20 protein-coding genes and 2 pseudogenes are annotated in these 26,252 nt (G+C 72.3%); 13 read left to right on the top strand and 9 right to left on the bottom strand.

Going from position 1 to position 26,252, the window contains the following annotated elements; translation table 11 throughout:
• Nucleotides 1-12: 12 nt before the first annotated feature.
• Nucleotides 13-2,730, bottom strand: a complete 2,718-nt coding sequence (locus QMK28_RS02775; RefSeq protein WP_326435334.1) for a penicillin acylase family protein — start codon at nucleotides 2,728-2,730, stop codon at nucleotides 13-15.
• A 192-nt stretch (nucleotides 2,731-2,922) separates the two neighbouring features.
• Here QMK28_RS02775 and QMK28_RS02780 point away from each other — a divergent pair, with 192 nt between their 5' ends.
• From QMK28_RS02780 to mscL, 6 genes are all read left to right on the top strand, one after another.
• Nucleotides 2,923-4,425 (top strand): potassium/proton antiporter, encoded by a 1,503-nt coding sequence (locus QMK28_RS02780; protein WP_326435418.1) that lies wholly within the window; start codon nucleotides 2,923-2,925, stop codon nucleotides 4,423-4,425.
• A 419-nt stretch (nucleotides 4,426-4,844) separates the two neighbouring features.
• Entirely contained in the window at nucleotides 4,845-6,122 is a 1,278-nt protein-coding gene (locus tag QMK28_RS02785) for an MFS transporter (RefSeq protein WP_326435335.1), read from the top strand.
• Nucleotides 6,123-6,188: 66 nt separating this feature from the next.
• A complete protein-coding gene (locus QMK28_RS02790) occupies nucleotides 6,189-6,536 on the top strand; it encodes an FmdB family zinc ribbon protein (protein ID WP_326435336.1) in 348 nt (115 codons plus the stop codon).
• 116 nt (nucleotides 6,537-6,652) lie between these two features.
• Nucleotides 6,653-7,519 (top strand): S-methyl-5'-thioadenosine phosphorylase, encoded by an 867-nt coding sequence (locus QMK28_RS02795; protein ID WP_326435337.1) that lies wholly within the window; start codon nucleotides 6,653-6,655, stop codon nucleotides 7,517-7,519.
• A gap of 307 nt (nucleotides 7,520-7,826) precedes the next feature.
• Nucleotides 7,827-8,084 carry a hypothetical protein gene (locus QMK28_RS02800; protein ID WP_326435338.1) on the top strand — a complete coding sequence of 86 codons (258 nt, stop codon included), beginning with the start codon at nucleotides 7,827-7,829 and terminating at the stop codon, nucleotides 8,082-8,084.
• Between the two features lie 77 nt (nucleotides 8,085-8,161).
• Entirely contained in the window at nucleotides 8,162-8,710 is a 549-nt protein-coding gene (mscL, locus tag QMK28_RS02805; RefSeq protein WP_443050514.1) for a large conductance mechanosensitive channel protein MscL, read from the top strand.
• A gap of 67 nt (nucleotides 8,711-8,777) precedes the next feature.
• Here the strand turns inward: mscL and QMK28_RS02810 are convergent, their stop codons facing one another.
• From QMK28_RS02810 to QMK28_RS02825, 4 genes are all read right to left on the bottom strand, one after another.
• A complete protein-coding gene (locus QMK28_RS02810; RefSeq protein WP_326435340.1) occupies nucleotides 8,778-8,993 on the bottom strand; it encodes a hypothetical protein in 216 nt (71 codons plus the stop codon).
• A 96-nt stretch (nucleotides 8,994-9,089) separates the two neighbouring features.
• Complete coding sequence (locus tag QMK28_RS02815) at nucleotides 9,090-9,986, bottom strand: sulfite exporter TauE/SafE family protein (RefSeq protein WP_326435341.1); 897 nt, start codon at nucleotides 9,984-9,986, stop codon at nucleotides 9,090-9,092.
• Nucleotides 9,983-10,489, bottom strand: a complete 507-nt coding sequence (locus QMK28_RS02820; protein ID WP_326435342.1) for a rhodanese-like domain-containing protein — start codon at nucleotides 10,487-10,489, stop codon at nucleotides 9,983-9,985. The genes QMK28_RS02815 and QMK28_RS02820 overlap by 4 nt, the downstream gene beginning before the upstream one ends.
• Before the next feature lie 77 nt (nucleotides 10,490-10,566).
• Nucleotides 10,567-11,424 carry a GntR family transcriptional regulator gene (locus QMK28_RS02825; protein ID WP_326435343.1) on the bottom strand — a complete coding sequence of 286 codons (858 nt, stop codon included), beginning with the start codon at nucleotides 11,422-11,424 and terminating at the stop codon, nucleotides 10,567-10,569.
• 120 nt (nucleotides 11,425-11,544) lie between these two features.
• On the opposite strand from QMK28_RS02825, the gene QMK28_RS02830 reads away from it, so the two are divergent.
• The gene (locus QMK28_RS02830) at nucleotides 11,545-13,014 is read left to right on the top strand and encodes an MBL fold metallo-hydrolase (RefSeq protein ID WP_326435344.1); all 1,470 of its coding nucleotides are present in this window, start codon (nucleotides 11,545-11,547) and stop codon (nucleotides 13,012-13,014) included.
• Nucleotides 13,015-13,126: 112 nt separating this feature from the next.
• On the top strand, nucleotides 13,127-14,437 hold the full coding sequence (locus QMK28_RS02835) for an NAD(P)/FAD-dependent oxidoreductase (protein ID WP_326435345.1): 1,311 nt from the start codon (nucleotides 13,127-13,129) through the stop codon (nucleotides 14,435-14,437).
• A gap of 118 nt (nucleotides 14,438-14,555) precedes the next feature.
• Here the strand turns inward: QMK28_RS02835 and QMK28_RS02840 are convergent, their stop codons facing one another.
• A complete protein-coding gene (locus QMK28_RS02840; RefSeq protein ID WP_326435346.1) occupies nucleotides 14,556-15,518 on the bottom strand; it encodes an AMP-binding protein in 963 nt (320 codons plus the stop codon).
• Nucleotides 15,519-15,651: 133 nt separating this feature from the next.
• Between QMK28_RS02840 and QMK28_RS02845 the strand changes: the two are divergent.
• Nucleotides 15,652-16,810 (top strand): annotated as a pseudogene (locus QMK28_RS02845) (low temperature requirement protein A).
• 78 nt (nucleotides 16,811-16,888) lie between these two features.
• Nucleotides 16,889-18,223 carry a P1 family peptidase gene (locus QMK28_RS02850; RefSeq protein WP_326435347.1) on the top strand — a complete coding sequence of 445 codons (1,335 nt, stop codon included), beginning with the start codon at nucleotides 16,889-16,891 and terminating at the stop codon, nucleotides 18,221-18,223.
• A 78-nt stretch (nucleotides 18,224-18,301) separates the two neighbouring features.
• Here QMK28_RS02850 and QMK28_RS02855 read toward each other — a convergent pair whose 3' ends face one another.
• Nucleotides 18,302-18,952: a VIT1/CCC1 transporter family protein gene (locus tag QMK28_RS02855; RefSeq protein ID WP_326435419.1), complete on the bottom strand. Its 651-nt coding sequence runs from the start codon at nucleotides 18,950-18,952 to the stop codon at nucleotides 18,302-18,304.
• Nucleotides 18,953-19,267: 315 nt separating this feature from the next.
• Here QMK28_RS02855 and QMK28_RS02860 point away from each other — a divergent pair, with 315 nt between their 5' ends.
• The 3 genes and pseudogenes from QMK28_RS02860 to QMK28_RS02870 all read left to right on the top strand — a co-directional run bounded on the left by QMK28_RS02860 (nucleotide 19,268) and on the right by QMK28_RS02870 (nucleotide 23,192).
• Nucleotides 19,268-20,317, top strand: coding sequence for an FG-GAP-like repeat-containing protein (locus tag QMK28_RS02860; RefSeq protein ID WP_326435348.1), 1,050 nt, complete (start codon nucleotides 19,268-19,270; stop codon nucleotides 20,315-20,317).
• A 430-nt stretch (nucleotides 20,318-20,747) separates the two neighbouring features.
• Nucleotides 20,748-21,746: pseudogene (locus QMK28_RS02865) on the top strand (CaiB/BaiF CoA transferase family protein); the annotation flags it as partial.
• Nucleotides 21,747-21,995: 249 nt separating this feature from the next.
• Nucleotides 21,996-23,192, top strand: coding sequence for an acyl-CoA dehydrogenase family protein (locus tag QMK28_RS02870; protein WP_326435420.1), 1,197 nt, complete (start codon nucleotides 21,996-21,998; stop codon nucleotides 23,190-23,192).
• A 110-nt stretch (nucleotides 23,193-23,302) separates the two neighbouring features.
• On the opposite strand, the gene QMK28_RS02875 is transcribed toward QMK28_RS02870, so the two are convergent.
• Together QMK28_RS02875 and QMK28_RS02880 are read right to left on the bottom strand one after the other, a co-directional pair.
• Entirely contained in the window at nucleotides 23,303-25,429 is a 2,127-nt protein-coding gene (locus tag QMK28_RS02875) for a PTS fructose transporter subunit IIABC (protein WP_326435349.1), read from the bottom strand.
• Nucleotides 25,430-25,591: 162 nt separating this feature from the next.
• A partial coding sequence (locus tag QMK28_RS02880; RefSeq protein WP_326435350.1) for a 1-phosphofructokinase family hexose kinase occupies nucleotides 25,592-26,252 on the bottom strand: 661 nt, incomplete at its 5' end.

Here is a 26,252-nt window from a genome sequence, read left to right on the forward strand (position 1 = left end):
CCGCTGGCACCGCTACGGCATCAGCACCATCTTGTCGTCGGTGCTCTTGTCGACCGCCTTCTCGCTGTAGGCCCAGGGCAGCAGTTCGCCCTTGGCCCATTTGTCGGTCTGGTCGCTGTAGTGCGCGCTGTACGCGTGCCCCGACGCGCCGGTGAGGTTGATCCAGCGGGACTTGTCGAGGTTCCCGAGGTTGACGACCATCCGCATCGACGGGACCCAGACGACGTCGTAGCCGCCCGCCGCGTTCCAGCCGGTGGCGTCGACGGCGGCCTCGCCGCCGCCGAGGTTCCACGGGCCGCGGTTGAGCAGCCACTGGACGACGCCGGGGCCCTCGGTGCCGAGCGTCTGGTTCTTGAGCTTCAGCTGGTGCAGCCGGCCCCAGCTCCAGGTGTCGATGTCCTTGCCGAGCTTGGACGTCAGCTCGAAGCGGGCGTCCTTCATGGCGCTGGCCAGCAGCTCGTCACGGCTGCGGTCGCCGGGATCGGCGCGGGTCCCGGAGGTCTTCCACCACTCGTTCTTCGCGTCCGGCAGGATCTTCCTGACGACCTCGTACCAGCGGTCGCCGCCGTCGGGCTGCGCCGCGTCGGGGGCCCGCTTGCCGCACTCCCGGACCAGCCGGGTGTTGCCGTCGAGGTCTTCGAGCGGCCCCGAGTCGTCGATCGGCCGTACATTGCGGCACTCGCCCTTGACCCGCAGTTCCTTCGGCAGCTTGTTGCCGAAGCCGCGCTTGAGGGTGTTGCGCCAGACCGCGTTGAAGTAGGCGGCGGCGGCCGAGTCCGCGTCCTGGGTGTAGTCCCAGCCTTCGAGGAGCTTCTGCGCCTCGCGGATGTACGGGTCCTTGATGTCGAGCTTCAGCAGGTAGGGCGTCAGCAGCTTGGCGATCTCGCTGCTGTTGTCCATCTGCATGCTCTGCATGTCATCCGTCGAGATCTTGCCGCCGTCCTTGATCTTCGACTGGATGAGGTCGTCGATCCGCTGGCTGCGCGCTCCGTAGCCCCAGTCCTCGGTGAGCAGGTACGGGTACTTGTCCTTGTCGATGACGGCCTGGTTGGCGGTCACGATGTAGCCGCGCTCGGGGTTCAGCTCGTACGGCAGGGCGGACTGCGGGATGTAGCCGCGCCACTTGTAGCTGGAGTCCCAGCCGGGCGCTGGGTAGGTGCCGTTGCCCTTGCCCTTGCCGCGGACCGGGATCTGCCCCGGCGCCTGATAGCCGATGTTGCCCTTGGTGTCGGCGTAGATCAGGTTCTGCGCGGGGACCGCGAAGCCGCGGGCGGCCTTGCGGAACTCGGTGAAGTCCTTGGCCGCGTTCAGCTCGAAGACGGCGTCCATGGACTTGGACGGGTTGAGCGCGGTCCAGCGCAGCGAGACCGCATACCCGTCGCCGCGGTCCGGCGCCGCGTCACCGACGGGCGCCTTCTTGCCGACCGTGTCCAGCTCGGTGTTCCGGTCCGAGACGATCGGCCCGTTGTCGGTCGTGCGGACCGTGATGTCCCGGCTCTTGCCGCCGGCGACCTTGATGGTCTCCTTGCGGGTCTTGAAGGGCACCTGCTCGCCGTCGGACAGATAGCTGTCCGAGGTGACCCGCTGGAGGTAAAGGTCCGAGACGTCGGCGCCGAGGTTGGTCATGCCCCAGGCGATGTCCTGATTGTGGCCGATGACGACGCCCGGCATGCCGGAGAAGGTGTACCCCGCCGCGTCGTACGAGCACTTGGCGCTCACCGTCCGGCAGTGCAGGCCCATCTGGTACCAGACGGAGGGCATCTGCGGCGCGAGGTGCGGATCGTTGGCGAGCAGTGGCTTGCCGGTGGTCGTGTTCTTCCCGGAGACCACCCAGGAGTTGGAGCCGATGCCGCTGCCGTTCGGGCCGAGCAGCGCGGGGATCTCGTCCAGGGTGTCGGACAGCGAGGAGAGCTGGGTCTGATAGCCCCCGGTCGCCGAGGACGCACCGTCCGCCGTCCCCTTGGGGTCGAACTTCCGGGTCACCGGGTTCACCGCGCCGCCGCCGACGATCGGCTTGTTCCGGTCGTACGGGTACGGCGGGTAGAGGTCCTTGATCTGCTTGTCCGTGAGCCGGCTGGACATCAGGGAACGGTCGATCTCGTCCTGCATGTTGCCGCGCAGATCCCAGGCCATGGCCTTGAGCCAGGCGACCGAGTCGACCGGAGTCCACTGCTGGGGCTTGTAGTCGTTGGTGAAGCCCAGGGCCGCGTACTCGACGGACAGGGACTTGCCCTTGTGGTCCTTCAAGTAGGCGTTGACACCGGCGGAGTAAGCCCGCAGATATTTCTTGGTGTCGGGCGACAGCTTGGTGTCGTATTCCTTCTGGGCGACCTCTCGCCAGCCCAGCGTGCGCAGGAAGGCGTCGGTCTTGACCTGACCGCTGCCGAACATCTCGGAGAGGCGGCCCGCGGTCATGTGCCGCCGGACATCCATCTCCCAGAAGCGGTCCTGGGCCTGAACGAAGCCCTGGGCGCGGAAGAGGTCTTCGGAGGTGTCGGCGTAGATCTGCGGAATGCCGCTGCCGTCACGTTTCACCTGGACCGGGCCGGCGAGGCCCTTGAGCTTGAGTGAGCCGGTGGTCTCCGGCAAGGAGGCCCGCACGGTGTCAATGCTCCAGAACGTGCCGTAGCCGACGCCCGCCACCAGCAGCAGGACGACCGCGATCACGAGGAGGCGGGCGCGTCGCCCCTTTTTCTTCTTGGCAGCAGGAGCGGTCTTGTTGGCGGGCATCGCTGTCCTTAGAGGGGCAGGGTGGTCCTGGAAGTGCAGGAGCAACCATAGGCGCAGCCACCGGGCCACCCCTACGCGGAGTCACTACTGAGGCCCCCGACCTTCAAGCACCGGTAAACTCTTAGGTAAGGTAATGAAGTTCCCGGCGGTCGGAAGGAACGTTCCGGCCGTGTTGCGAGAGAGGACTGGCCACTGTCTGTCGACCACCTCAACGAACTCCTGCTCGTGTGCGCGCTCGTGCTGCTCATCGCGGTGGCCGCGGTTCGCGTCTCCTCCCGCAGCGGGCTCCCCAGCCTGCTCATCTACCTCGGCATCGGCGTAGCGATAGGCCAGGACGGCATCGGCGTCGAGTTCAGTGACGCCCGGCTGACCCAGGTGATCGGCTACGCGGCCCTCGTCGTGATCCTGGCCGAAGGCGGACTCGGCACGAAGTGGCGGGAGATAAGACCCGCGCTCCCGACGGCGGCCGTCCTGTCCACCGTCGGCGTCGCGACGAGCGTGGGAATCACCGCGACGGCCGCGCACTACCTGGTGGGCCTCGACTGGCGGCAGGCACTGATCATCGGTGCGGTGGTGTCCTCGACGGACGCGGCGGCGGTCTTCTCGGTGCTGCGCAAGGTCCCGCTGCCCGCCCGGCTGACGGGCGTGCTGGAGGCCGAATCCGGCTTCAACGACGCCCCGGTGGTGATCCTGGTCGTCGCGTTCTCGGTGGCGGGACCCGTCGACCACTGGTACCTGCTGCTCGGTGAGATCGCACTGGAGCTGACGATCGGCGCGGCCATCGGCCTCGCGGTGGGCTGGCTCGGCTCGTACGGCCTGCGGCATGTGGCGCTGCCCGCATCGGGCCTCTACCCGATCGCCGTGATGGCCATCGCGGTGGTCGCCTACGCGGCCGGCGCGCTCGCGCACGGCAGTGGGTTCCTCGCGGTCTACCTCGCCGCCCTGGTGCTCGGAAACGCGAAACTGCCGCACTGGCCGGCGACCAAGGGCTTCGCCGAAGGGCTCGGCTGGATCGCGCAGATCGGGATGTTCGTCCTGCTCGGCCTGCTGGTGACCCCGCATGAGCTGGGGGACGACATCTGGCCGGCGGTCATCGTCGGCCTGGTCCTGACGGTCGTAGCCCGGCCGGTCTCCGTTTTCGTCAGCACAGCGCCGTTCCGGACCAGCTGGCAGGAGAAGACTCTGCTCTCCTGGGCCGGGCTGCGCGGCGCGGTGCCGATTGTGCTGGCGACGATCCCGGTGGTGGCGGAGGTCCCGGACAGCCGACGGCTGTTCAACATCGTCTTCGTGCTGGTCATCGTCTACACCCTGATCCAGGGACCGACTCTGCCCTGGCTCGCCCGACGGCTGCGGATCGGGGCGCCGGACACCGCGGCCGATCTCGGCATCGAGTCGGCGCCGCTTGAGCGGCTGCGCGGCCATCTGCTGTCCGTGTCCATCCCGGACGCGTCCCGGATGCACGGCGTGGAGGTCGGCGAGCTGCGACTGCCGGCGGGCGCCGCCGTGACGCTGGTCGTACGCGACAAGAAGAGCTTCGTTCCGCAGCCCTCGACCGTGCTGCGACGCGGTGACGAACTCCTCGTCGTCGCCACCGACCCGGTGCGGGACGCGACGGAACGACGCCTGCGGGCGATCGGCAGGGGCGGCAAGCTGGCCGGATGGCTGGGCACGGGCGGGGAGCACAACAGGTCGTAGCGGGGGCGTACGGCGAGCGCTCAGCGGGCGTGCGGGGGCGTGCGGCACGGGCTCAGCGGACGTGCCGGGGGCGCGTAGCGGGGCGTGGAGGGGTGCCGAGGGGCGTGCGGGGAGGGAACAGCGGGGGCGCGCGGCAGTGACTCTCACCACCCACCCCAGTCTCTTGTCCCGACTGGCGACAGTCCTGGCCCATAGCGGCTAATATGGGGCTGTTGTAAACCCCCAACTCTGTCTGACGCAGAGCTGGCGCGACCGAACGGCGGCCGCGGTCCACCGCACCTATCGGAGGACCGGCCCGGCATCACCACGGTCCTGCGCGAGAGGACAGCTCTCGGCGCACTCCGAAGGGTGAGGGCAGCCGCTACCGCGGTGGCAGACCAGTATCGGGCGTGCGCCACCAGGCGGCAGAAAGGCCGGCCGTGGCATCCACGGTCACCACCCCAAGCCCCACCCGCCCCGGATACGGACAACTGCTGCGCACACCCGGCGCGTGGACGTTCCTGCTCCCCGGCTTCTTCGCACGGCAGCCCTTCGCGATGCTGACCATCGGCATGGTGCTGCTGGTCCAGCACACCACCGGCTCGTACGGCACGGCCGGTGTCGTAGCCGCCACCAGCGGCGTCTCGATGGCCCTGTTCGCGCCGCAGAGCGGCAAGCTCGCGGACCGGTTCGGCCAGGGCGCCGTACTGCTGCCCGGGGTGCTGGTGCACTCCGCTTCGGTGGTCCTGCTGGTCGTCCTCGCACTGTCGGACGCCCCGCTGTGGACCCTGATCGCCGCCGCTGTGCCGGCCGGCGCTTCGGTGCCGCAGGTCGGGCCGATGGTCCGGTCCCGCTGGGCCGCCAAGCTCGACGGCACGCCGCTGATGACCACCGCGGCCGCCTTCGAGTCGGTCACCGACGAGTTCACCTTCGTCATCGGACCGGTGCTGACCACCGCGCTGTGCACCGGCGTGCACCCGGCCGCCGGACTGATCGCGGAAGCAACCCTGACGCTGATCGGCGGCCTGATCTTCGCGTCCCAGCGCCGCACCGCCCCGCGGCCGAGCCGGCTGACGGCGGACGGCGGCCTCAAGCAGGCGTCGGCGCTGTCCGTGCCGGGCGTACGGGTGCTGATCGTGGCGCTGCTGGGCATCGGCGCGGTCTTCGGCGGCATGCAGGTCTCGTTGACCGCCTTCGCCGAGGAGATCGGGCAGCCGGGCATCAACGGCATGCTCTACGGGGTCTTCGCGGCGGGCAACATGCTCGCGGGCGTGGCCTGCGGCGCCATCGCCTGGAAGCGCAGCCCGCACCAGCGGCTGCTGGCCGCGTACGTCCTGCTGGCGCTGGCCTGCTCCGCCCTGTGGGCGGTGCACTCCGCGCCGCTGCTCGGCGGGCTCGGGCTGCTCGTGGGGCTGTGCATCGCGCCGACCATGATCACCGGCTACACGATGGTGGAATCACTGGTTCCGGCAACCGCTCGGACCGAGGCGTTCACCTGGCTGACCGGCGCGGTCGCGCTGGGACAGGCAGCGGCGGTGACGGTGTCGGGACAGCTGGCCGACCGCTTCGGCGCGAGCGCCGGTTTCCTGGTGCCGCTGGGCGGCACCACACTGGCCCTGGTGACCGTGGGACTGTTGCGCAAGCGGCTCGTCCCGCGGCCCGCGAGCCTGGTCGTGGCGAGTGGGGTGCGTCACCGAGTCCCGGTCACAGTGGACTGACGCGCCGGAATACTGCACTATGAAGCGTCGTTAGCACTCACTGAGTGAGAGTGCCAGGAGGAGCAAGTGCCGACCTACCAATACCAGTGCACCGCGTGCGACGAAGGTCTCGAGGCGGTTCAGAAGTTCACCGATGACGCCTTGACCGTCTGCCCGGCCTGCGAAGGACGCCTGCGCAAGGTCTTCTCAGCCGTCGGCGTCGTCTTCAAGGGCTCCGGGTTCTACCGCAACGACAGCCGCAGCTCGTCGTCCAGCAGCACGGTCGGCGCCGCGGCGGCCAAGACGCCCGCCGCGGGCAAGAGTGAGAAGAGCGAAAGCAGCAGCTCCTCGCCCTCCTCCCCTTCGCCGGCTTCGACGTCGTCCTCATCGTCGGGCAGCTCCAGCGGCAGTTCGAGCAGCAGCTCGGCCGCCTGACACACCGCCGCGATACCCACGCGGCACCCATACGTTCCGGACCCCGCAGCCTCGCGACGAGGCGGCGGGGTCCGATGCGTTGACCGGGTCCCGACCGGCCCTATTAGGGTGACCGCATGGTGGAGACGAGCAGCGCGCAGGCAACAACCGCACCGCAGGCCGAGATAGGCGTCATCGGCGGATCGGGGTTCTACTCCTTCCTCGACGACGTGACAGAGATCACCGTGGAGACTCCCTACGGACCCCCGAGCGACTCCCTGTTCGTGGGCGATCTCGCCGGCCGCCCGGTCGCGTTCCTGCCGCGCCACGGCCGCGAGCACCACCTGCCTCCGCACCGGATCAACTACCGCGCCAACCTGTGGGCGCTGCGCTCGGTCGGCGTACGCCAGGTGCTCGGCCCGTGCGCGGTCGGCGGCCTGCGGCCCGAGTACGGGCCGGGAACGCTGCTCGTACCGGACCAGCTGGTGGACCGCACCAAGGCGCGGGCGCAGACGTACTACGACGGTGAGCTGCTGCCCGACGGACAGCAGCCGAATGTCGTGCACCTGTCCTTCGCCGACCCGTACTGCCCGGTCGGACGGGCCGCGGCCGTCGCGGCGGCGCGCGGGCGCGACTGGGAGCCGGTGGACGGCGGGACGCTCGTGGTGGTCGAGGGCCCGCGCTTCTCGACCCGCGCGGAATCGCGCTGGCACGCCGCCCAGGGCTGGTCCGTCGTCGGCATGACCGGCCACCCGGAAGCGGTGCTGGCCCGCGAGCTGGGGCTCTGCTACACCTCCCTGACCCTGGTCACCGACCTGGACGCGGGCACGGAGAGCGGCGAGGGCGTCTCTCACGAGGAAGTGCTCAAGGTCTTCGCCTCCAACGTCGGGCGGCTGCGGGACGTGCTCTTCGACGCGGTGGGCACACTGCCCGCCACCGAGGCGCGCGACTGCCTGTGTGCGACGGCCGTGGACGGCATGGAGCTGGGGATCGAGCTGCCGTAGAGGCGGTGGGGGTGGGCGGGACGGCCGACGGGGCTCTTGGCGGGGCTGCCTGCGGGACTGTCGGCGGGTGCGGCTGGCGGGTGCGGCTGGGATAGCTGTTGCTCGTGTGGGTGACGGAGTTGTTCATACTCCGTTGGGCCGTCCACAGGCTTATACGGGCGTCGGCGCGGCCGGGCATCGTGGGGATCGTTCGGTCGCCGGTCGGAACCCCAGCAGGGGCCCGGCTCGATTTCCGGCCGGATTCGAACCGGATTCGAACCGGTCCGGCCGATGCCCAGTCGAAGCCTCACGGCAGGTGGTGGTTGCCATGTCCGCTGCGTTTCCCGATTCCTCGATTCCCCCGCTTCCCGCTCCCCCGCGCTGTGAGGTGCCGGCCTTCGAGCCGGTCCGGGTGGGCGGTGGCGCGCACCGGCTGCTCAGGCGCGTACGCCGGCGGCGGCGCGGCCTCTCCGCCGCCGGGCTGGCCATGGCGGCCGTCGCGCTGGCCGCCGCCTCACCGCACGAGGTGGGCCCCGGCCCGGAGGCGGGGTGTCAGCATGCCGAATCGCACGCGCTGCCTAGGTGATCGCCGGTCCGTGCTCCTGGATTGGACAACCCGGCCCCGCTCTGCCGTAAGTTGCGGAACTGCCTATTCCGTCGAACATGTCCAGAGAAAGAGGCTTTGCGGTGAGCGAGGAGAAGACAGGACTCTTCGGGGGTTTCAAGGAATTCCTGATGCGGGGCAACGTGCTGGACCTCGCGGTCGCGGTCGTCATCGGTGCGGCATTCACCAATATCGTGAATTCTGTGGTCAAGGGCGTCATCAACCCGATCGTGGGTGCGTTCGGCTCCCAGAATCTGGACCACTACACGGCGTGCCTCAGCGACACGTGCACGAAGGACGCGGTGACCAACGAGGTCACCGAGGGGATCTACATCCTCTGGGGATCGGTGCTCAGCTCCGCGCTGACGTTCCTCATCACCGCGGCCGTCGTCTACTTCCTCATGATCCTGCCGATGAACCGGATCAAGGCCCGGCAGGCCGCGAAGGCGCCATTGGCGGCCACGCCCGCCGAGGTCACCGAGATCGAGCTGCTGGCGGAGATCCGCGACGCGCTCATCGCGCAGCGCAATGGCTCCCACGACGCCGTCGTGGGCCAGCGCTCGAACAGTTCCGGGCCGGTCCCGACCTCGACCTCGACCGAGAAGTAGCCTCCGGGACGGCACGCACGGGGGAGGTCCGGCTCCATCGGATCCGGGCGCGTCTGATCCGGGCGCGTCAGATGTGGTGCGGCGGCTTCTCGTCGAGGAAGCGCGCCAAGTCGGCGGCGGAGCCGTCGCCGACCGGCCGGTCTCCCCAACCCCGGTCCGTGTCGTCCGACGACTGCTGCGCCAGCGGATCGTCGAAGATCAGTGCGGCGGCGGGCTTGCGCGAGGCCCCGCCGGGTTCGGGGTCAGGAGCCTGCTGTGGTTCGGGGGCGGGGCCGGGGTTCATGCCTCCAGGGTACGGCGGTCGGGCCTGCGATCCGGGCCGTCGCCGGTGGGAGCGGGTCCGGTCGGAGCAGGTCCGGTCGGAGCAGGTCCGGTCGGATCAGGCCGTTCCGGTGGCGGCGCGGATCAGCAGGTATGCGGCTACGGCGAGCACCAGCAGCGCGAAGGCGCGGCTGAGCGCCGTCCCGGAGACCCGGTCCGTGAGTCGTCTGCCCGCCAGCGAGCCGAGGACCGCGGCTCCGGTGAGCGGCAGGATGACGGACCAGTGGAAGGTGCCCTGGCCGGCGCGGACGGTCAGCGCGGTGGCGGAGTTGACCGCGATGATGAGCAGCGAGGTACCGACGGCCGCAGGCATCGGATACGCCAGGAGCGCGACCAGAGCGGGGACGATGATGAAGCCGCCGCCGACTCCGAGAAAGCCGGTGAGGAAGCCCACGGCGAGGCCCGCCGCGATCACCTTGGCGAAGGTGAGACCGCGCGAGGGTGCCGCCAGGGCAGCGGCCTGGGCGACGGCGGTGAGGTTCCCGGCAGCGCCGCCGGCCGAGTTCCCGGCCGCACCCCCGGTCGAACGGAACGCAGCGACCCCGCCCCCGCCGACGGGCTCGCGGCGAGGTGGTGGCACGCCCTCGCCGCGCCGCGTGCGGTTGCGGGCCAGCATGCCCAGCGCCGAGAGGACCATCAGGCCCGCGAAGCACAGCACCAGCACGGTCGGGGCGGCGATCCGGTTCAGGGCGGTCCCCGCGTACGAGGCCGCGATCCCGGCGGCCCCGAAGCCGAGCCCGGCCCGCCAGCGCACATTGCCCCTGCGGGCATGCCCCCAGACTCCGAAGACGGCGGTCACCCCGACGATGAACAGGCTGCCGGTGGTCGCGGACCGCGCGCTCTCCCCCAGGACGTACGCCAGCACCGGCACGGCCAGGATGGAGCCGCCGCCGCCGAGCGCGCCCAGGCTGAGGCCGATGAGCGCACCCAGCAGGATGCCCAGCAGAAGCGTCATGCGACGGTTCCGGGCCGCCCGTCGGAGCGGCGGACCGGTAGCCCGGAGCGGGCCCAGGCCTGCATGCCGCCGCCGAGATTGCGTGCGTCGATGCCCGCCGCACGCAGCCGGAAAGCCGCTTGCGCGGAGCGGCGACCCGACCGGCATACGGCGATGACGGTCCGGCCAGGGGCAGCGACAGCCGAAGCGGCAGGTGCGGGGGCAGCGGCAACGGCTGCGGCCGAGCCATCAGGCGGGGCCGTATCGGAGCCAGCCGTATCAGCGCCATGGGCAGGGGCACCATGGGCAGGGCCAAGGGCGGGACCAGCGGCGGGGACGAGGCCGGCCAACCGGCCTGCCACCTGGTCGGGTTCCAGGACGCACAGCGGTATGTGCACCGCGTCGGGCGCGTGCCCGGCCTCCCATTCCTCGCTCTCGCGCACATCGAGCAGGACGGCTCCACCGGCCGCTACGAGGCGTTCGGCTTCCAGCGGGTCGAGGTCTGCGGACGGCTCCATTGCCATCTTCTGACATCTCCTCAGCTCAACCCCCTGACAGGCCAGGGGGCGGTGGTGGGCGAGTTGGTGGGTCGGCCGAGGCCTCAGCCGGTCAGGCTGAACGCGTCCACCTCGCGTCCGCCCGCCGCGAGGTCGATGCGGTAGCCGTCGCGGGCGGAGAACTCGGCCCGCGCGGTGAAGCGGTCGCCGCGCACGAGCGTGTGCCGCCACTCCACGGACTGTCGGCCCATGCAGCCGAGGCGGTCGATCGCGAAGGCGGCCACGCCCGCGTCGATGCCGAGCAACCGGCGCTCGGCGGTGGTGGGCACGACCGCGCGGAGCACCTCGCGTCCGCCGGTCAGCCGTACGCCTGCCCGGTCGGCGAGTTCGTCGTAGAGGCTGGTGTGGGTGAAGTCGGCGGTGAGCAGCGGCCGGGCGAGATCGGCGGGCAGCCAGACCCGGTCGACCGCGAGCGGCTCGTCGTCGGCCAGCCGGAGCCGTTCCAGGTGGAACAGCTGGGTGGACTCCTCCAGGCCGAGGCGGGCCGCGAAGACGCCGTCGGCCCGGATGTCCAGGACGCGTACGAGGCTGCGCTGCGTCTGGCCCGCCGCCTCGACGGAGGCGAAGAGGCTGTACAGCGCGCCGACCGGCTGTTCTATCTCGGCGGGGACGGCCAGCCGGGGAGGGCGTCCGCGCTCGGCGATGACCAGTCCGTCGGCGCGGAGCTGCCGCAGGGCCTCGCGCACGGTGTGCCGGCTGACGCCGTACTCCTCGACCAGGGCCAGTTCGCCCGGGAAGGCGGTGGTGAACTCGCCGGATTCGAGGCGCGCCCGCAGGTTGTCGTGGACCTGGGCCCAGAGCGGAAGCGGACTGGAGCGGTCCGGTCGAGCGGCCCCACCGCGCTCGGGGATGCCGTCGCGGCCCTCGCCGCGGCCCTGAGGCTGGCTCCGTTCGCCGGTCATACGGTGCTCCTCGGGGTGCTGCGGTCTACTGCGGTCTGCGTGGCCCAGGGGCCTCTTGCCCCGTTCGCATCGGCACTCTTAATGTACGTACATTCGTGCATTAAAGAAAGGAGCGGTCCAGTGGTCGAGGTAGAGGTCATCCCGACGGAGGAACTGGGTAATCGCAGCTACATCGCCCACGACGGCAGCAGCGCCGTCGTGATCGACCCGCAGCGCGACCTGGACCGCGTCGAGGCTGTGCTCAGCTGGTTGGGCGTGACCTGCGGTCTGGTCATGGAGACCCATATCCACAACGACTACGTCACCGGCGGCTACGAACTCGCCCGCCGCCTCGGAGTCCCGTACGTGCTGTCCGCCGACGAGGACGTGTCCTTCGGGCGGCACGGGGTCCGGGACGGCCAGCGGCTGGCGGTCGGGCGGCTGACCGTGCAGGTCACCGCCACCCCCGGGCACACCGACAACCACCTGTCGTACGTGATCTCCGACGGCGACGGCCCGCCGGTCGTCTTCACCGGCGGCTCACTGCTGTACGGCAGCGTGGGCCGTACCGACCTGGTGGACCCCGCCCGCACCGAGGAGCTGACCCGCGCCCAGTACCGCTCGGCCCACCGCCTCGCGGACGCGCTGCCGGACGACACGGGCGTCTACCCGACGCACGGCTTCGGCAGCTTCTGCTCGTCGGGGTCAGCGGGGTCAGCGGGGGCCGGGGCGGCGGCCTCGGCGGGCGCCGTCTCCCACGCCCACGCCCACGTTCACTCCCACGCCCCCTCTCCCTCGCTCTCTCCCGATCCGGCTCCAGATCCCGCGACCGCTCCCGCCGCCCCGCCGAGCGCAACCATCGGCGACGAGCGGGCCCGTAACGCCGCGCTGACCGAGCCCGACGAGGACGTCTTCGTCGCCCGGCTGGTCGCGGGGCTGACCGCCTACCCCGCCTACTACGCGCATATGGCGGCCCTCAACCGGCAGGGCCCTGGTGTACCGGACCTCGCGCCGCCCGCCCGGGTCGACGCGCATGAGCTGGCCAAGCGGATAGCGGACGGCGAGTGGGTGGTCGATCTGCGCGACCGGACCGCGTACGCCGCCGGGCATCTGGCCGGGACGGTGGGCATCGAGTTGGGCCGCCAGTTCGCGACCTACCTGGGCTGGCTGCTGCCCTGGGGCAGCCAGCTGACCCTCATCGGCGAGACCCCGGAGCAGGTCGCCGACGCGCAGCGTCAGCTGATACGCATCGGCGTCGACCTGCTGGCGGGGGCCGGCACCGCCCCCGGAACGCTGCCCGGCGAGGCGCTGCGCTCGTACCCGAGGGTGCGGTTCGCGGATCTGGCGGTGCGGCCCGAGGGCGAGCCGGTCATGGATGTACGGCGGGACGACGAGCGGGCTCAAGGCCATATCCCCGGCTCGACGCACGTCCCGCTGCACAGCCTGCTGGACCGGCTGGCCGAACTCCCCGCCGGACGGCTGTGGGTGCACTGCGCGGGCGGCTTCCGCGCGAGCATCGCCGCCGCGCTGCTCGACCGGGCGGGCCGTCAGGTCGTGCTCGTCGACGACGACTACGCGAAGGCCGTCGAGACGGGACTCGCCACCGGCTGATCGCCGCCGCCACCGCCGGGGGCCCGCCCGTCCGAGCGCAACCCCGCCCGATCCTGACCGTCTTGGCTCAACCCCGCGCGACCCCGTCAGCCCACCAACCCACGGAGGCATCATGTCCACCGCGCACGAGCCGACCAGCGGGACACCCAACGGGACGGCCGACAGCACAGCCGCAGGGACGTCCACCGATCCGGCCACCGGCACGGCGGCGACGTCGCGGACGACGCGGAGCACCCACCATCAAGTGCTCGTCATAGGCGGCGGCACCGCCGGGATCAGCGTCGCCGCACGGCTGCGGCGCGCGGGCGTCGGCGGGGTGGGGCTGCTGGAGCCCTCGGACACGCACTACTACCAGCCACTGTGGACGCTCGTGGGCGGCGGCTGCGCGCCGCTCGCCGAGAGTGCGCGCCCCGAGGCGTCGCTGATCCCCGGCAAGACCCGCTGGATCAAGGACAGGGCCGAGTCGGTCGACCCCGACTCGCGCACCGTCTCCACCGCCGGCGGCGCGCTGCTGGGCTATGACCGGCTGGTGGTCTGTCCGGGGATCCAGCTCGACTGGAACCGGGTGCCCGGCATGTCCGAGGCGCTGGACAGCCCGTACGCGTCCAGCAATTACGCCCCGGAGCTCGCGCCCAAGACCTGGGGCCTGATCCGCGGACTGCGGTCCGGAACGGCCGTGTTCACGATGCCGTCCGGCCCCATCAAGTGCGCGGGCGCCCCGCAGAAGATCGCCTATCTGGCGGCCGATCACTGGCGGCGCGAAGGGGTCTTGGACAAGATTCGGATCGTGCTGGTGCTGCCGACTCCCGCGATGTTCGGAGTGCCGGAATTCGCGGCCGAGTTGGAGCGGGTCGCCACCCGCTACGGCATCGAGGTGCGCAAGAACAGCGAACTCACCGAGGTCGACGCGGACTCCCGTAAGGCCGTCATCGCGAACAACGCGGACGGCAGCTCCGAGTCCGTCGAGTACGACCTGCTGCACACCGTGCCACCGCAGTCGGCGCCCGACTGGATCAAGGCGGGCCCGCTGGCGGGGCGGTCGGACCCGGGCGGTTACACGGAAGTGGACCGGCACACCCTGCGGCACGTCCGGTACCCGGAGATCTTCGCCCTCGGCGACGCGGGCTCCACTCCCAACTCCAAGACGGGCGCGGCGATCCGCAAGCAGGCTCCGGTGGCGGTCGAGAACCTGCGGGCCTCGCTCGCCGGGCGGGGCCTCACCGCCCATTACGACGGCTACGCCTCCTGCCCGATCACCACCGCCCGCGACCGGATGCTGCTCGCGGAGTTCGACTACTCGATGCGGCACACCCCGTCGTTCCCGTTCATCGACACCACCCGCGAGCGGCGCGACATGTGGTACCTCAAGCGGCGCGGACTGCCGTTCCTGTACTGGCGGCTGATGCTCAAGGGACTGGCCTGACACGCGGCCCCTCAGCGGGCCGGCTCTCAGCGGGCCGGCTCTCAGCGGGCCGGCTCTCAGCAGGTCGGCTCTCAGCGGGCCGTCCGACAGCGGGCCGTCCGACAGCGGGCGGCCCCTCTCAGCGGCCTGTCCTTGAGCGGCCCGTCCTCAGCGGGGTGGCAAGCTCCTCGTGCCACCACAGGTCGCGGCCGGGCGTCCAGGCCACCGGGCGGTCCGCGCGGTGGACGACGAGCACCGAGCGGATGTCCGGGCAGTCCGTCAGCGCCTGGTCGATGACCGACTTGACCGCACGGCCGCGGCCGTGGCGGTAGGCGCCATCGGCGGTGATCAGCACGCGCGCGCCCACCTCCCTGATCCGGTCGCGCAGTTCGTGCGAGCGCAGCCCGACGGGCAGCGTGGTCCGTACGGCTTCGATCCGGCCGCAGGCCAGCGTCGCGACAACGGACTCGGGGACGAGCGGCAGGTGCACCGCCACCCGGTCGCCGGGGCGGACCCCGAGGCGGGTGAGGGCGGCGGCGGCTCGGGCGGCCTGGTCCAGCAGCTCGCTGGGCGTCATCTCCGTTCCGTCCCCGTCCCCGGCAGCGGTTCCGGAACCGGACCTGCCGCCGGCCCTGCCCGCGACGCCGAGTCCTGCTCCGGTCCCGGTCCCGGTCCCCGCTTCCGGTCCGGTCCTGGATCGGCGCGGGTCGCTGAGCCGGCGCATCGTCATCAGTGAGACGGGAGCCGACAGTGTCGGGTGCGTCTCCGTACCCGCCTGCGCGCGAGTGGAGCGATTCTTACTGGCCTTCGTCCGGCCTTGGGCATTCAGCATGGACACAGCCTGGTGATCAACGATCAACGTTCGATCAACGCTCGCTGTACGGGCCGGTCGGGCGCGTTTCGGCGGCGGGGGCGCCGAAACGCGCGGTGGCGCAAACCGGCCTAAAGTCACGCACGAGAGAGCCCACGGCTTCAACGGCCCGTCGGACTTCACCTTGACCGTCCAGGGCGACAAAGTGGCCCTGATGCGCATCACCGGCTGAACCCGATCGATCCAGCGCCTGCCCCGCGCGGGCCTTAGCGCCGAAGAGACCGTGCCCATGAGCGACCGCGACCGCGCCCCTTCCCCGTCCCGGGATTCAGCCGCAGCCGGCCCGGCCCCCGCCCCGGCCCCCGCCCCGGCCCCCGCCCCTGCGGGCTTCCACGGTGGCTCCCGCGGCGGCCTGCTGAGCCGGATGCGCCCCCGCAGCCAGCACGAGGCGCACCGCGCAGCGACCCCGCTGGAGCTGTTCTTCGACCTGTGCTTCGTGGTCGCCGTCGCGCAGGCGGGGGCCAGGCTGGTGCACGCGCTCGCCGAAGGGCACCCGGGGCACGGAATCGCCGGCTATCTGCTCGTCTTCTTCGCGATCTGGTGGGCCTGGGTCAACTTTTCCTGGTTCGCTTCCGCGTACGACTGTGACGACGTCCCGTACCGGATCGCCACCCTGGTGCAGATCTCCGGCGTGCTGATCCTCGCCGCCGGAGTGCCGCGCGCCTTCGACAGCGCCGACTACACGGTCGCCATCGGCGGCTATCTGGTGATGCGGATCGCCCTCACCTGCCAGTGGCTACGGGCCGCGCACGGCGAGAGCGGCGCGGCCAGGCGCACGGCGTTGCGCTATGCCGCGGGGCTGGTGTTCGTCCAAGCGGGGTGGGTCGTGCTGTTGCTGCTGCTGCCCGACAGCGCGTGGGTGTGGGGCTTCGTGCCGCTGGCGGTCGCCGAACTGGCCGTACCCGCCGTCGCGGAGCGCGGCCGGCGGACCCCGTGGCACCCGCGCCACATCGCGGAGCGGTACGGGCTGTTCACCATCATCATGCTGGGCGAGACCATCGCCGCCGCCACGGTCGCCGTGCAGTCCGCGCTGGACGAGTCGTCGGCGCTGAGCGAGCTGCCGCCGATCGCGGCGGGCGGGCTGCTGATCGTCTTCGCCGCCTTCTGGATCTACTTCGCGGTGCCCATCCAACAGCACCTCGTCTCCAACAAGCAGGCGTTCCTGTGGGGCTACGGCCACTACCTCATCTTCGGCTCGGCCGCCGCGATCGGGGCGGGCATCGAGGTGGCCGTGGAGCAGGCGACCGGCAAGGCGCACATCTCCACCCTCGCCGCGTCCGCAGCCGTCACGGTTCCCGCCGGGCTCTTCCTGTTCACCGTTTGGCTGCTGCACTCGCGGCACTACAAGAGCGGCAGCGCGCAGCAGTTGGTCCTGCTCGGCCGCGCTGGTGCTGGCCTGCACGTTCGCCGGGGACGCGGCGGTGCCGCTGGCCGGGCTGGTCGCGGCGCTCGCGGTCGCCGTCGGCGTGTGGCTGGCGGCGCGGCGGGCGGTTCTGCGGACGGCGGGGGACGACGCGGGGTGACAGCGCGGGGTGACGGCGCGCGAGCGGGGCGCGCGGCTGGGGCACGCGCCGTCAACTCGCGTGATACGCATGGGTTCCATGGCTGACGCTGAGACGACGCACAACGCACCCACCGCACCCAGCACCTCCCCCACGACCCCATCGCCGGACGCCTCCCCCGCGGACGCTCCCCCTCCGGCCCTCCCCCGCCACCCCCGGTCGGGCCCCGCCGACGCGTTGACGGACGTACGCGGCCTCCGCGTCGGCCATGCGCAGCGGACCGGCGACGGCTGGCTGACGGGCACGACGGTGGTGCTCGCCCCCGAGGGCGGGGCTGTGGCAGCCGTCGACGTACGGGGCGGCGGGCCCGGCACCCGCGAGACGGACGCGCTCGACCCGCGCAATCTGGTGCAGCGCGTCGAGGCCGTCGTGCTGACCGGGGGCAGCGCCTTCGGTCTGGACGCCGCCTCCGGGGTCGTCAGCTGGCTGGAGGACCAGGGCCGCGGCTTCCGGGTGGGCCCCGACCCGGCGCATGTGGTGCCCGTCGTCCCGGCCGCGGCCCTGTTCGACCTCGGCCGCGGCGGCGACTGGCGGGCCCGGCCGGACGCCGCGCTCGGCCGTGAGGCGGCCGAGGCGGCGGCCCGTACGCGATGGGGCGCACCGGGCGCCGAGGGGGCCGCCGGGGCCGGTACGGGGGCGGTGGCGGGCGGCCTCAAAGGCGGTACGGGGTCGGCGAGCGTCGTGCTGCCGTCGGGCATCACGGTGGCCGCCGTAGCGGCGGTCAACGCGGCGGGGTCGGTGCTCGACCCGCTGACGGGCGCGCTGTACGGGCAGCTCTACGGCGACGTGACAGGGGAGCGCCCGCGCTTCCCGACGGAGCGCGAACACGCCGCCGCACTCCGTCGACTGGCTACGGCGCGCGCCGAGTCGGAACGGCGCTCGGCGCTGTCCGTACGCCCCCCGCTGAACACGACCCTGGCCGTGGTCGCGACCGACGCCGTACTGACCCGCGCCCAGGCGCAGAAGCTCGCGGGCACGGCGCACGACGGCCTGGCGCGCGCCGTGCGGCCGGGGCATCTGCTGTCGGACGGGGACACGGTCTTCGCGCTGGCGACGGGGGACCGGCCGCTGGTCGATCCAGCCACAGTGGCCCCAGCGGGCCCAGCCGCCACGGCCGACGAAGCCGCCGAAACGACCGCCGCGACCGCCACCACCGCCGCCGCCACCGGCTCAGCCGGGGAAGCGGCCCTGTCGGACCCGGCTTTCAGGGTGCACTTGGAGGCGGGCGCGCTCAACGAGGTGCTGGCGGCCGGCGCGGATGTGCTGACACGGGCGGTGGTGAAGGCGGTACTGGCGGCGGAGGGCGTGGACGGGCCGGGCGGTGTGTTTCCCGCGTACCGGGACCTGTACCCGGACATGTACCGGAACCTGTAGGAGCCGGAACCTGTAGGAGAACGTGCGGGAGAACTCGTAGGGGCCCGAAGCTCCCGGCCTCCGATGACGGAGGCCGCATCACACCCCGGCCGCCCCCAACAGCGATCCGGCGGCGTACGTCACGGCCATCGCCACCGCCCCGCCGCCCGCGTTGCGCAGCATCGCCGGGCCGACCGGCGCGCTGCCCATCCGCGCGCTCCCCCAGCCGCACAACACCAGGGCCGCGAGCACCGCGAGCACGGTGACCAGCAGTCGCAGCGACGGGGGCGGCAGCACCATGCCCAGCAGCGGCAGCAGCGCGCCGACCGTGAAGGCGACGAAGCTGGCGCCGGCGGCGTGCCAGGGGTTGGTGAGTGCGTCGGGGTCGATGCCCAGCTCGACCTGGGCGTGCGCCCGGAGCGCGTCGTGCTCGGTGAGCTGTTCGGCCACCTCTGCGGCCAGCTCCGGGGTGATCCCCTTGCCCTCCAGCAGCCCCTTCAGCTCGACGAGTTCCGCCTGCGGCTCCGTGGCCAGTTCGGTGCGCTCCAAGGCGAGCGCGGCCTTCTCGGAGTCGCGCTGGGTGCTCACCGACACGTACTCGCCGGCCGCCATCGACATCGATCCGGCCAGTAGGCCCGCGAGTCCGGCTGTCAGCAGCGCGAAGCGGGAGTCGGTGGCTCCGGCGACGCCGACGACGAGACCGGCGGTGGAGACCACACCGTCGTTGGCGCCGAGGACCGCCGCCCGCAGCCAGTTGAGGCGGGTGCTGAGGCCGGCGGCGTGCGCTGGGTGCGCGACGGGAGTGGCTCCGGAGACACCGCGGGTTTTGTCATCAGCCGTCTCGTCTGCCGTGTCGTTGTTCACCGGCCGAGGATCTCATCCGGGCCCGGTTCGGCCACGCAAGGCGAAAAAGTGTCAGTAGAGGCCACACAACCGTCTTGCCCGTTCATGTGTCATCAGAGGTGTAGGCGAGTGAACGCCGCACCAGCAGCGGGCGTCCCTCCGATGGACGCACCCCCGCGCCGCGCGCCGCGCCGCCCACGCCACAAACGAGCAGGAGGACTTGTGCGTCGCAGCTCCATGGTCACCGTCGCGCGCTGCGCCGCGATAGCCGCTCTACTGACCGCCCCCGCCGTACTGGCCACCCCGGCCGGCGCGGCGGACTCGGCCCCCGAGGCGAGCGCCGCAAGAACCACAGGCACCACCCGCGCCGCAGTCCCCGCCGGGCTCGCCCCGAAGGCCGACTTCAACAAGGACGGCTACGCGGATGTCGCCGTCTCCGCCCCCTCCGGAACCGTGGGCGGCAAGGCCCGCGCGGGTTACGTCACCGTCGTCTACGGCTCGGCCGGCGGCGCGGACACCGGCAAGCACCAGGTGCTGAGCCAGGCCACCGCGGGCGTCCCCGGCGACCCGGCGGCCGACGCCGCGTTCGGCAGCCGTACGGTCGCCCGCGACCTCGACGGCGACGGCTTCACCGACCTCGCCACGCAGACCTCCCCCGTCACCGCGGTCACCGTCCTGTGGGGCTCGGCCGACGGTCTCACCGGCGGCGCCTCGCTGCCCGAGGCGCCCGGCACCAACGGCCGCGGCAATCTGGTCGGCGGCGACTTCGACGGCGACGGCCACGCCGACCTGATCGCCAACAGCACCACGTCCGAGGCCTGGGGCGACCTGCGTGTCCTGTACGGCCCGTTCAGCCGGACCGGCGCGGCGGCCCGTTCCGCCGAACTCCCCACGGACCGCACGTTCGCAGCGTCCGACCTCGTCGCGGGCGACATGACCGGCGACGGCAAGGACGACTTCGTCAGCTTCCACGACTTCGAGGAGATGTCCGAGGCCAGCATCTTCTGGCAGGGCACCGCCGACGGCCCGGTGCGCAAGCAGACCGTCACGGACGCGGTCGCCGGGGCGATCGGCGACGCCGACAAGGACGGCAAGTCCGACCTGGCCGCCGGCGCACCGGGCGAGGACGGCACATACAAGGACTCCGGCGCGGCCTGGCTGCTGCGCGGCGCGGTGGGCGGCCTCAGCACGACCGGCGTCGTCTCGTACGGGCCGGCGGCCCTGGGCGCGCCGGAACTGAACGCGGCGCTGGGCAACGCGATCGCGAAGTAGGCGGCACACGGTCGGCCGTGGGCGGCGAGCGGTAGGCCGTACGCGGCAGGCAGCGCGCACGGGTGGGGGCTGCGGCCCGGCCACCGGCCCGTACCTACCCCGGCCCCGTAAGCCCCCGGTTCCGACCGACGGCGCGTACAGGGCCGGTCGCGTCATCGCGGCGCGGAGCGGCAGGCCCGGCCGCAGCCCCGATCCATAGACCCCGGCAAGCCCCCACCACCCCCCTTGGCCGACGCGGCAGGGTCCGCCGCCCCGCATTGGACGCGGGGGCGGGTTCCATGCCGCGAAGATCGTCGGAGAGCATGACCGGCACACTGTCCTCGACGAGAGGAGCACGACCGTGCCGCCACAGCCCCAGCCGCCCCTGCCGTCACCGCCAACGCCGTCACCGCTGCCGCTCGACGGCATCCTGGTCGCCGACTTCAGCCGTGTGCTGGCCGGGCCGCTCGCCGCCGCGACGCTCGCCGACCTGGGCGCGCAGGTGATCAAGGTGGAGCGGCCGGGCGCGGGGGACGACACGCGGGCGTGGGGGCCGCCCTTCGGGACGGACGGGACCGCGTCGTACTTCGACAGCGCCAACCGGGGCAAGCGCGGCCTCGCGCTCGACCTGGGCGATCCGCGGGACGCCGAGGCGGCGCGCGAGCTGGCCCGGCGGGCCGATGTGCTGATCGAGAACTTCCGGCCCGGCGCACTGGCCAAATACGGCCTCGACCACGCGAGCGCGCTGGCCGCCAACCCCCGCCTCGTCTACTGCTCGATCAGCGGATTCGGCTCCGGCGAGGGCGCGCGGCTGCCCGGCTACGACTTCGTCGTCCAGGCCGTCGGCGGGCTGATGAGCATCACCGGCGAGCGGGGCGGGCCACCGCTCAAGACGGGCGTCGCGCTCGTGGACGTACTGACCGCGAAGGACGCGACCACCGCCGTGCTGGCCGCGCTGCGCCACCGCGACCGTACCGGCGAGGGCCAGCTGGTCGAGGTGAACCTGCTGTCCACGCTGCTCGCCTCGCTCGTCAACCAGGCGTCGGGGCAGCTCGCCACCGGCCGCAGCCCCGGCCCGCTCGGCAACCGGCACCCCAGCATCGCCCCCTACGAGACGCTGGAATGCGCGGACGGGCCGCTGGCCGTGGCCGTCGGCAACGACGGGCAGTTCCGCGCGCTGGCCGACCGGCTGGGCGTACCGGAGCTGGCCGACGACGCCCGCTTCGCCCGCAACTCCGACCGGGTGCGGAACCGCGACGCGCTGGCCGACGCCCTGGAGGCGCGGCTCGCGGCCGATACGGCGCAGGGCTGGACGGAGCGGCTCGGCGCGGCCGGAGTTCCGTGCGGCCCGGTCAACGACCTGGCGGGAGCGCTGCGGCTGGCCACCGGGCTCGGGCTCGACCCCGTCGTCCCGGTCGGCCCCGACCGGGTGCCCCAAGTGCGCAGCCCGCTGCGGCTGTCCGCCACCCCGGTCGCCGAACCGACCGCGCCGCCCCGGCTCGACGAGCACGGGAGCGAACTGCGGGCCTGGCTGTACGGACCGAGCGACCGAGCGCTGCCGGCGCGGGCCTCCGAGGCCCCGCCAGCCCCTTCCGTCCCAGCCCCATCCGTCCCAACCCTCTCCCCATCCGCATCCCCATCGCCACCGCCCTCCCCATCGCTCTCCCCCGCCCTCGTTGCCACTCGACAGGAGCCAGCCATGAGCCGTGCGACCACGTCCACGCCCCCCTTCGACCCGCGCGACCCGCTCGGTGTCGACGACCTCCTCGACCACGAGGAGTTGGCCGTCCGCGACACTGTCCGCCGCTGGTGCGCCGACCGGGTGGCCCCGCACATCGCCGACTGGTTCGAGCGCGGCGAGCTGCCCGAGATCCGTGAACTCGCCCGTGAGCTGGGCGGGATCGGCGCGCTCGGCATGCATCTGGAGGGGTACGGCTGCGCGGGCGCGAGCGCCGTACAGTACGGGCTCGCGTGTCTGGAGCTGGAGGCGTGCGACTCGGGAATCCGCTCGCTGGTGTCCGTGCAGGGGTCGTTGGCCATGTACGCGATCCACCGCTGGGGCTCCGAGGAGCAGAAGCAGCAGTGGCTGCCGCGGATGGCGTCCGGCGAGGTCATCGGCTGCTTCGGGCTGACCGAGCCGGACCACGGCTCCGACCCGGCCTCGATGCGGACGCGCGCCAAGCGCGAACCGGGCGGCGACTGGGTGCTCGACGGCCGCAAGACGTGGATCACCAACGGCTCGGTGGCCGGCGTGGCGGTCGTCTGGGCGCAGACGGACGACGGAATCCGCGGCTTCGCGGTCCCCACCGACACCCCCGGCTTCTCGGCCCCCGAGATCAAGCACAAGGCGTCGCTGCGCGCCTCGGTCACCAGCGAACTGGTCATGGACGGCGTCCGGCTGCCCGCCGACGCGGTGTTCCCCGAGGTCACCGGCCTGCGCGGGCCGCTGAGCTGCCTCAACCAGGCGCGCTACGGCATCGTGTGGGGCGCGGTGGGCGCGGGCCGGGACTGCCTGGAGACGGCGATCGACTACGCGAAGACCCGCGAGCAGTTCGGCCGCCCCATCGGCGGCTTCCAGCTCACCCAGGCCAAGCTCGCCGACATGTCCCTGGAGCTGAACAAGTCGCTGCTGCTGGCCCTGCACCTGGGCCGCAGGGTGGACGCCGGGCGGGTCCGTCCCGAGCAGATCAGTTACGGCAAGCTCAACAACGTCCGCGAGGCCATCCAGATCGCCCGCACGGCCCGTACGATCCTGGGCGCGAACGGCATCTCGCACGAGTACCCGGTGATGCGGCACGCGGCGAACCTGGAGAGCGTGCTGACGTACGAGGGCACGGTGGAGATGCACCAGTTGGTCATCGGCAAGGCGCTGACCGGGCAGGACGCGTTCCACTAAGCGCCGGGGCCGGCCTCCGTATGCCGGTGGGACCGGTGGCACGAGTGGGACGAGTCAGACGTGCGGGACGTGCGGGACGTGCGGGACGAGTCTGACGTGTGGGACGGGACTCAGACCGCGACCGGAGTCTTGGCCTCCTCGCCCGTCGCCTCCGCCGGGACCTCCCCGGCCCCCGGCCGCTCCGTCTTCCGCGCGCCCTTGAGCAGCACCACCGAGGCCGTCGTCACGAGCGTGCCGGCCGCGACGGCCAGCAGGTAGAGGAACGGCTCGCCGATCAGCGGGACCACGAAGACGCCGCCGTGCGGGGCGCGCAGCGTGCAGCCGAAGGCCATCGACAGCGCGCCGGTGACCGCGCCGCCGGCCATCGCCGACGGGATCACGCGCAGCGGATCCGCCGCCGCGAACGGGATCGCGCCCTCGGTGATGAAGGACGCGCCCAGCACCCAGGCCGCCTTGCCGTTCTCCCGCTCGGTCTTGGTGAACAGCGCGCCGCGCACGGTGGTCGCGAGCGCCATCGCCAGCGGCGGGACCATGCCCGCCGCCATCACCGCGGCCATGACCTTGAGGCTGCCGGGCGTCGGATCGGCCAGGCCGCCGACCGCGAAGGCGTACGCGACCTTGTTGAGCGGCCCGCCCATGTCGAAGCACATCATCAGGCCGACGACGACGCCGAGGATGATCGCGTTCGACCCGGAGAGGCCGTTCAGCCAGTCGGTCAGCGCGTTCTGGAGCGAGGCGATCGGCTTGCCCACGACGATGAACATCAGGAAGCCGACGACCGCCGACCCGATCAACGGGATCACCAGCACCGGCATGATGCCGCGCAGCGTCGGATGCACCTTGACCCGCTGGATCGCCATCACCACCGCACCGGCCAGCAGACCGGCGACGAGGCCGCCCAGGAAGCCCGCGTTGATGCTGAGCGCGATGGCCCCGCCGACGAAGCCGGGGACGAGACCGGGCCGGTCCGCCATTCCGTACGCGATGTAGCCCGCGAGTACGGGGACGAGGAAACCGAAGGCCGCGCTGCCGATCTGGTTGAGCAGGGCGGCCCAGCTGTCCGCCTGGGTCCAGACGAAGTGTTCCGCGACGGACTTGGCGTCGACGATCTCGTAGCCGCCGATGGCGAACGAGAGCGCGATGAGCAGACCGCCGGCGGCGACGAATGGCACCATATAGCTCACGCCGGACATCAAATATTTGCGCAGCCGGATGCCGAAGTGCTCGTTGTCGCCCGCGCCGGCGGCCTCCGATCCGCCGTCCGGGCCGCCGCCGTCGTCGGAGGTCGAGCCTCCCGATGCCTCAGCGCTGATCTCGCCGCGCTCGGCCTTCTGCCGCGCCTCGGCGATCAGCGCGGCGGGGCGGCTGATCCCGGCCTTCACCCCGACGTCCACGATCGGCTTCCCGGCGAACCGGCCCTTCTCGCGCACCTCGACGTCATGCGCCCAGATCACCGCGTCAGCGGCGGCGATCACGGCGGGATCGAGCTTCTCGAACCCGGCCGAGCCCTGCGTCTCGACGGTGAGCGTCACGTCTTCGGCGCGCGCCGCGTTCTCCAGCGACTCGGCGGCCATGTAGGTGTGCGCGATACCGGTGGGGCAGGAGGTGACGGCGACGATGGTGAAGGGTTTGGCGGGGGTGGGGGCCGGGGCTGCGGGTGGCTCGGCAGGCGTTGCGGCCGCCTCCGACCCAGCCGGCGTTGCGGCCTCTGCGGGCTCCTCCCGCTCGACGGGCGCGTCAGCGACGGCCGCCGGCGTTGCGGGCGTCACCGGCGTTGCGGGCGTCACCGCCGCCGTCTCGTCGCCCCGGATCAGTGCGGCGACCCGCTCCGGGTCGCTCGCTGAGCGCAGCGCGTCCGTGAAGGACGCCTTCATCAGGTGCCGGGCCAGGCTCGACAGGATGCTCAGGTGGTCGCTGTCGGCCCCGGCCGGGGCCGCAATGAGGAACACCAGGTCGGCGGGGCCGTCGGGGGCGCCGAAGTCGATACGGGCGGCGCTGCGGCCGAACGCGAGGGTCGGTTCGGTGACGTGTGCGCTGCGGCAGTGCGGGATGCCGATGCCACCGTCCAGGCCGGTCGGCATCTGTTCCTCGCGGGCCGCCACGTCGGCGAGGAAGCCGTCCAGGTCGGTCACCCGGCCGGCGGCGACCATCCGCTCGGCGAGCGATCGGGCGGCGGCGTTCTTCGTTTCGGCGGACAGGTCGAGGTCGACCAGATCCGCGGTGATCAGCTCACTCATCGCGGGCTCCATTGCACGCTCGCAGCGCCGAAGGCACGACGCCGGGGGACGGGGTGGGAGTGGAAGTGGAAGTGGGAGTGGGAGTGGAAGTGGGAGTGGGAGTGGAGTGTGTGGGGGGGCTGGGTGCGACGGGGCCGGGGAAGGGGTCCGAGCGAGTCGCGCTCATGACGCCGCCGCCGGTTCCGTCAGAGCGCGGTCCAGCGGGACGTCCCGCGTCGTGGTGACCGCCGAGAGGTCGAGGTCCGCCGGGGTCGGCATGACGCTGCCCGGAAGCTGGACGGCCGCCGCGCCGTGGGCGACGGCGGAGGCGCGGGCCGCCGGGCCCGCGCCGCCGGCGATGAGGAAGCCCGCCAGCGAGGCGTCCCCCGCGCCGACGTTGCTGCGGACGGCGGCGACCGGCGCGCTGCCGAAGTACGTGCCGGAGTCGTCGACCAGCAACTGGCCGTCAGCGCCGAGGCTCGCGAGCACGGCCCGCGCGCCCCGGTCCCGGAGTTCCCCGGCCGCCTTGACCGCGTCGCCGATCGTGCTGAGCGGGCGGCCGACGGCCTGGGCCAGTTCCTCGGCGTTGGGCTTGACGACGTCCGGGTGTTCGCCCAGCGCGGCGGTCAGCGCGGGTCCCGAGGTGTCGAGGGCGATCCGGGCGCCGGCCCGGTGGGCGCGGGCGACGAGTTCGGCGTACCACTCGGGCGGGAGGCCGCGCGGCAGGCTGCCGCAGCAGGCGATCCAGTCGGCGCGACCGGCGCTGGCGGACGCGGGGGCACCCGCCTTGGCGTCCGTCCCCGCGTCCGTCCCGGTGCTCGCCCCAGTGCTCGCCCCTGCGTCC

The sequence above is a fragment of the Streptomyces sp. H27-D2 genome (assembly GCF_035828615.1).
Classification (GTDB): domain Bacteria; phylum Actinomycetota; class Actinomycetes; order Streptomycetales; family Streptomycetaceae; genus Streptomyces.

Bases quoted from the DNA above. Each gene is read 5' to 3' on its own strand.
- QMK28_RS02775 (WP_326435334.1), bottom strand. From the start codon at position 2,730: ATGCCCGCCAACAAGACCGCTCCTGCTGCCAAGAAGAAAAAGGGGCGA.
- QMK28_RS02795 (WP_326435337.1), top strand. From the start codon at position 6,653: ATGGTGGAGACGAGCAGCGCGCAGGCAACAACCGCACCGCAGGCCGAG.
- QMK28_RS02800 (WP_326435338.1), top strand. From the start codon at position 7,827: ATGTCCGCTGCGTTTCCCGATTCCTCGATTCCCCCGCTTCCCGCTCCC.
- mscL (WP_443050514.1), top strand. From the start codon at position 8,162: ATGTCCAGAGAAAGAGGCTTTGCGGTGAGCGAGGAGAAGACAGGACTC.
- QMK28_RS02810 (WP_326435340.1), bottom strand. From the start codon at position 8,993: ATGAACCCCGGCCCCGCCCCCGAACCACAGCAGGCTCCTGACCCCGAA.
- QMK28_RS02815 (WP_326435341.1), bottom strand. From the start codon at position 9,986: ATGACGCTTCTGCTGGGCATCCTGCTGGGTGCGCTCATCGGCCTCAGC.
- QMK28_RS02820 (WP_326435342.1), bottom strand. From the start codon at position 10,489: ATGGCAATGGAGCCGTCCGCAGACCTCGACCCGCTGGAAGCCGAACGC.
- QMK28_RS02825 (WP_326435343.1), bottom strand. From the start codon at position 11,424: ATGACCGGCGAACGGAGCCAGCCTCAGGGCCGCGGCGAGGGCCGCGAC.
- QMK28_RS02835 (WP_326435345.1), top strand. From the start codon at position 13,127: ATGTCCACCGCGCACGAGCCGACCAGCGGGACACCCAACGGGACGGCC.
- QMK28_RS02840 (WP_326435346.1), bottom strand. From the start codon at position 15,518: ATGGGCACGGTCTCTTCGGCGCTAAGGCCCGCGCGGGGCAGGCGCTGG.
- QMK28_RS02850 (WP_326435347.1), top strand. From the start codon at position 16,889: ATGGCTGACGCTGAGACGACGCACAACGCACCCACCGCACCCAGCACC.
- QMK28_RS02870 (WP_326435420.1), top strand. From the start codon at position 21,996: ATGAGCCGTGCGACCACGTCCACGCCCCCCTTCGACCCGCGCGACCCG.
- QMK28_RS02875 (WP_326435349.1), bottom strand. From the start codon at position 25,429: ATGAGTGAGCTGATCACCGCGGATCTGGTCGACCTCGACCTGTCCGCC.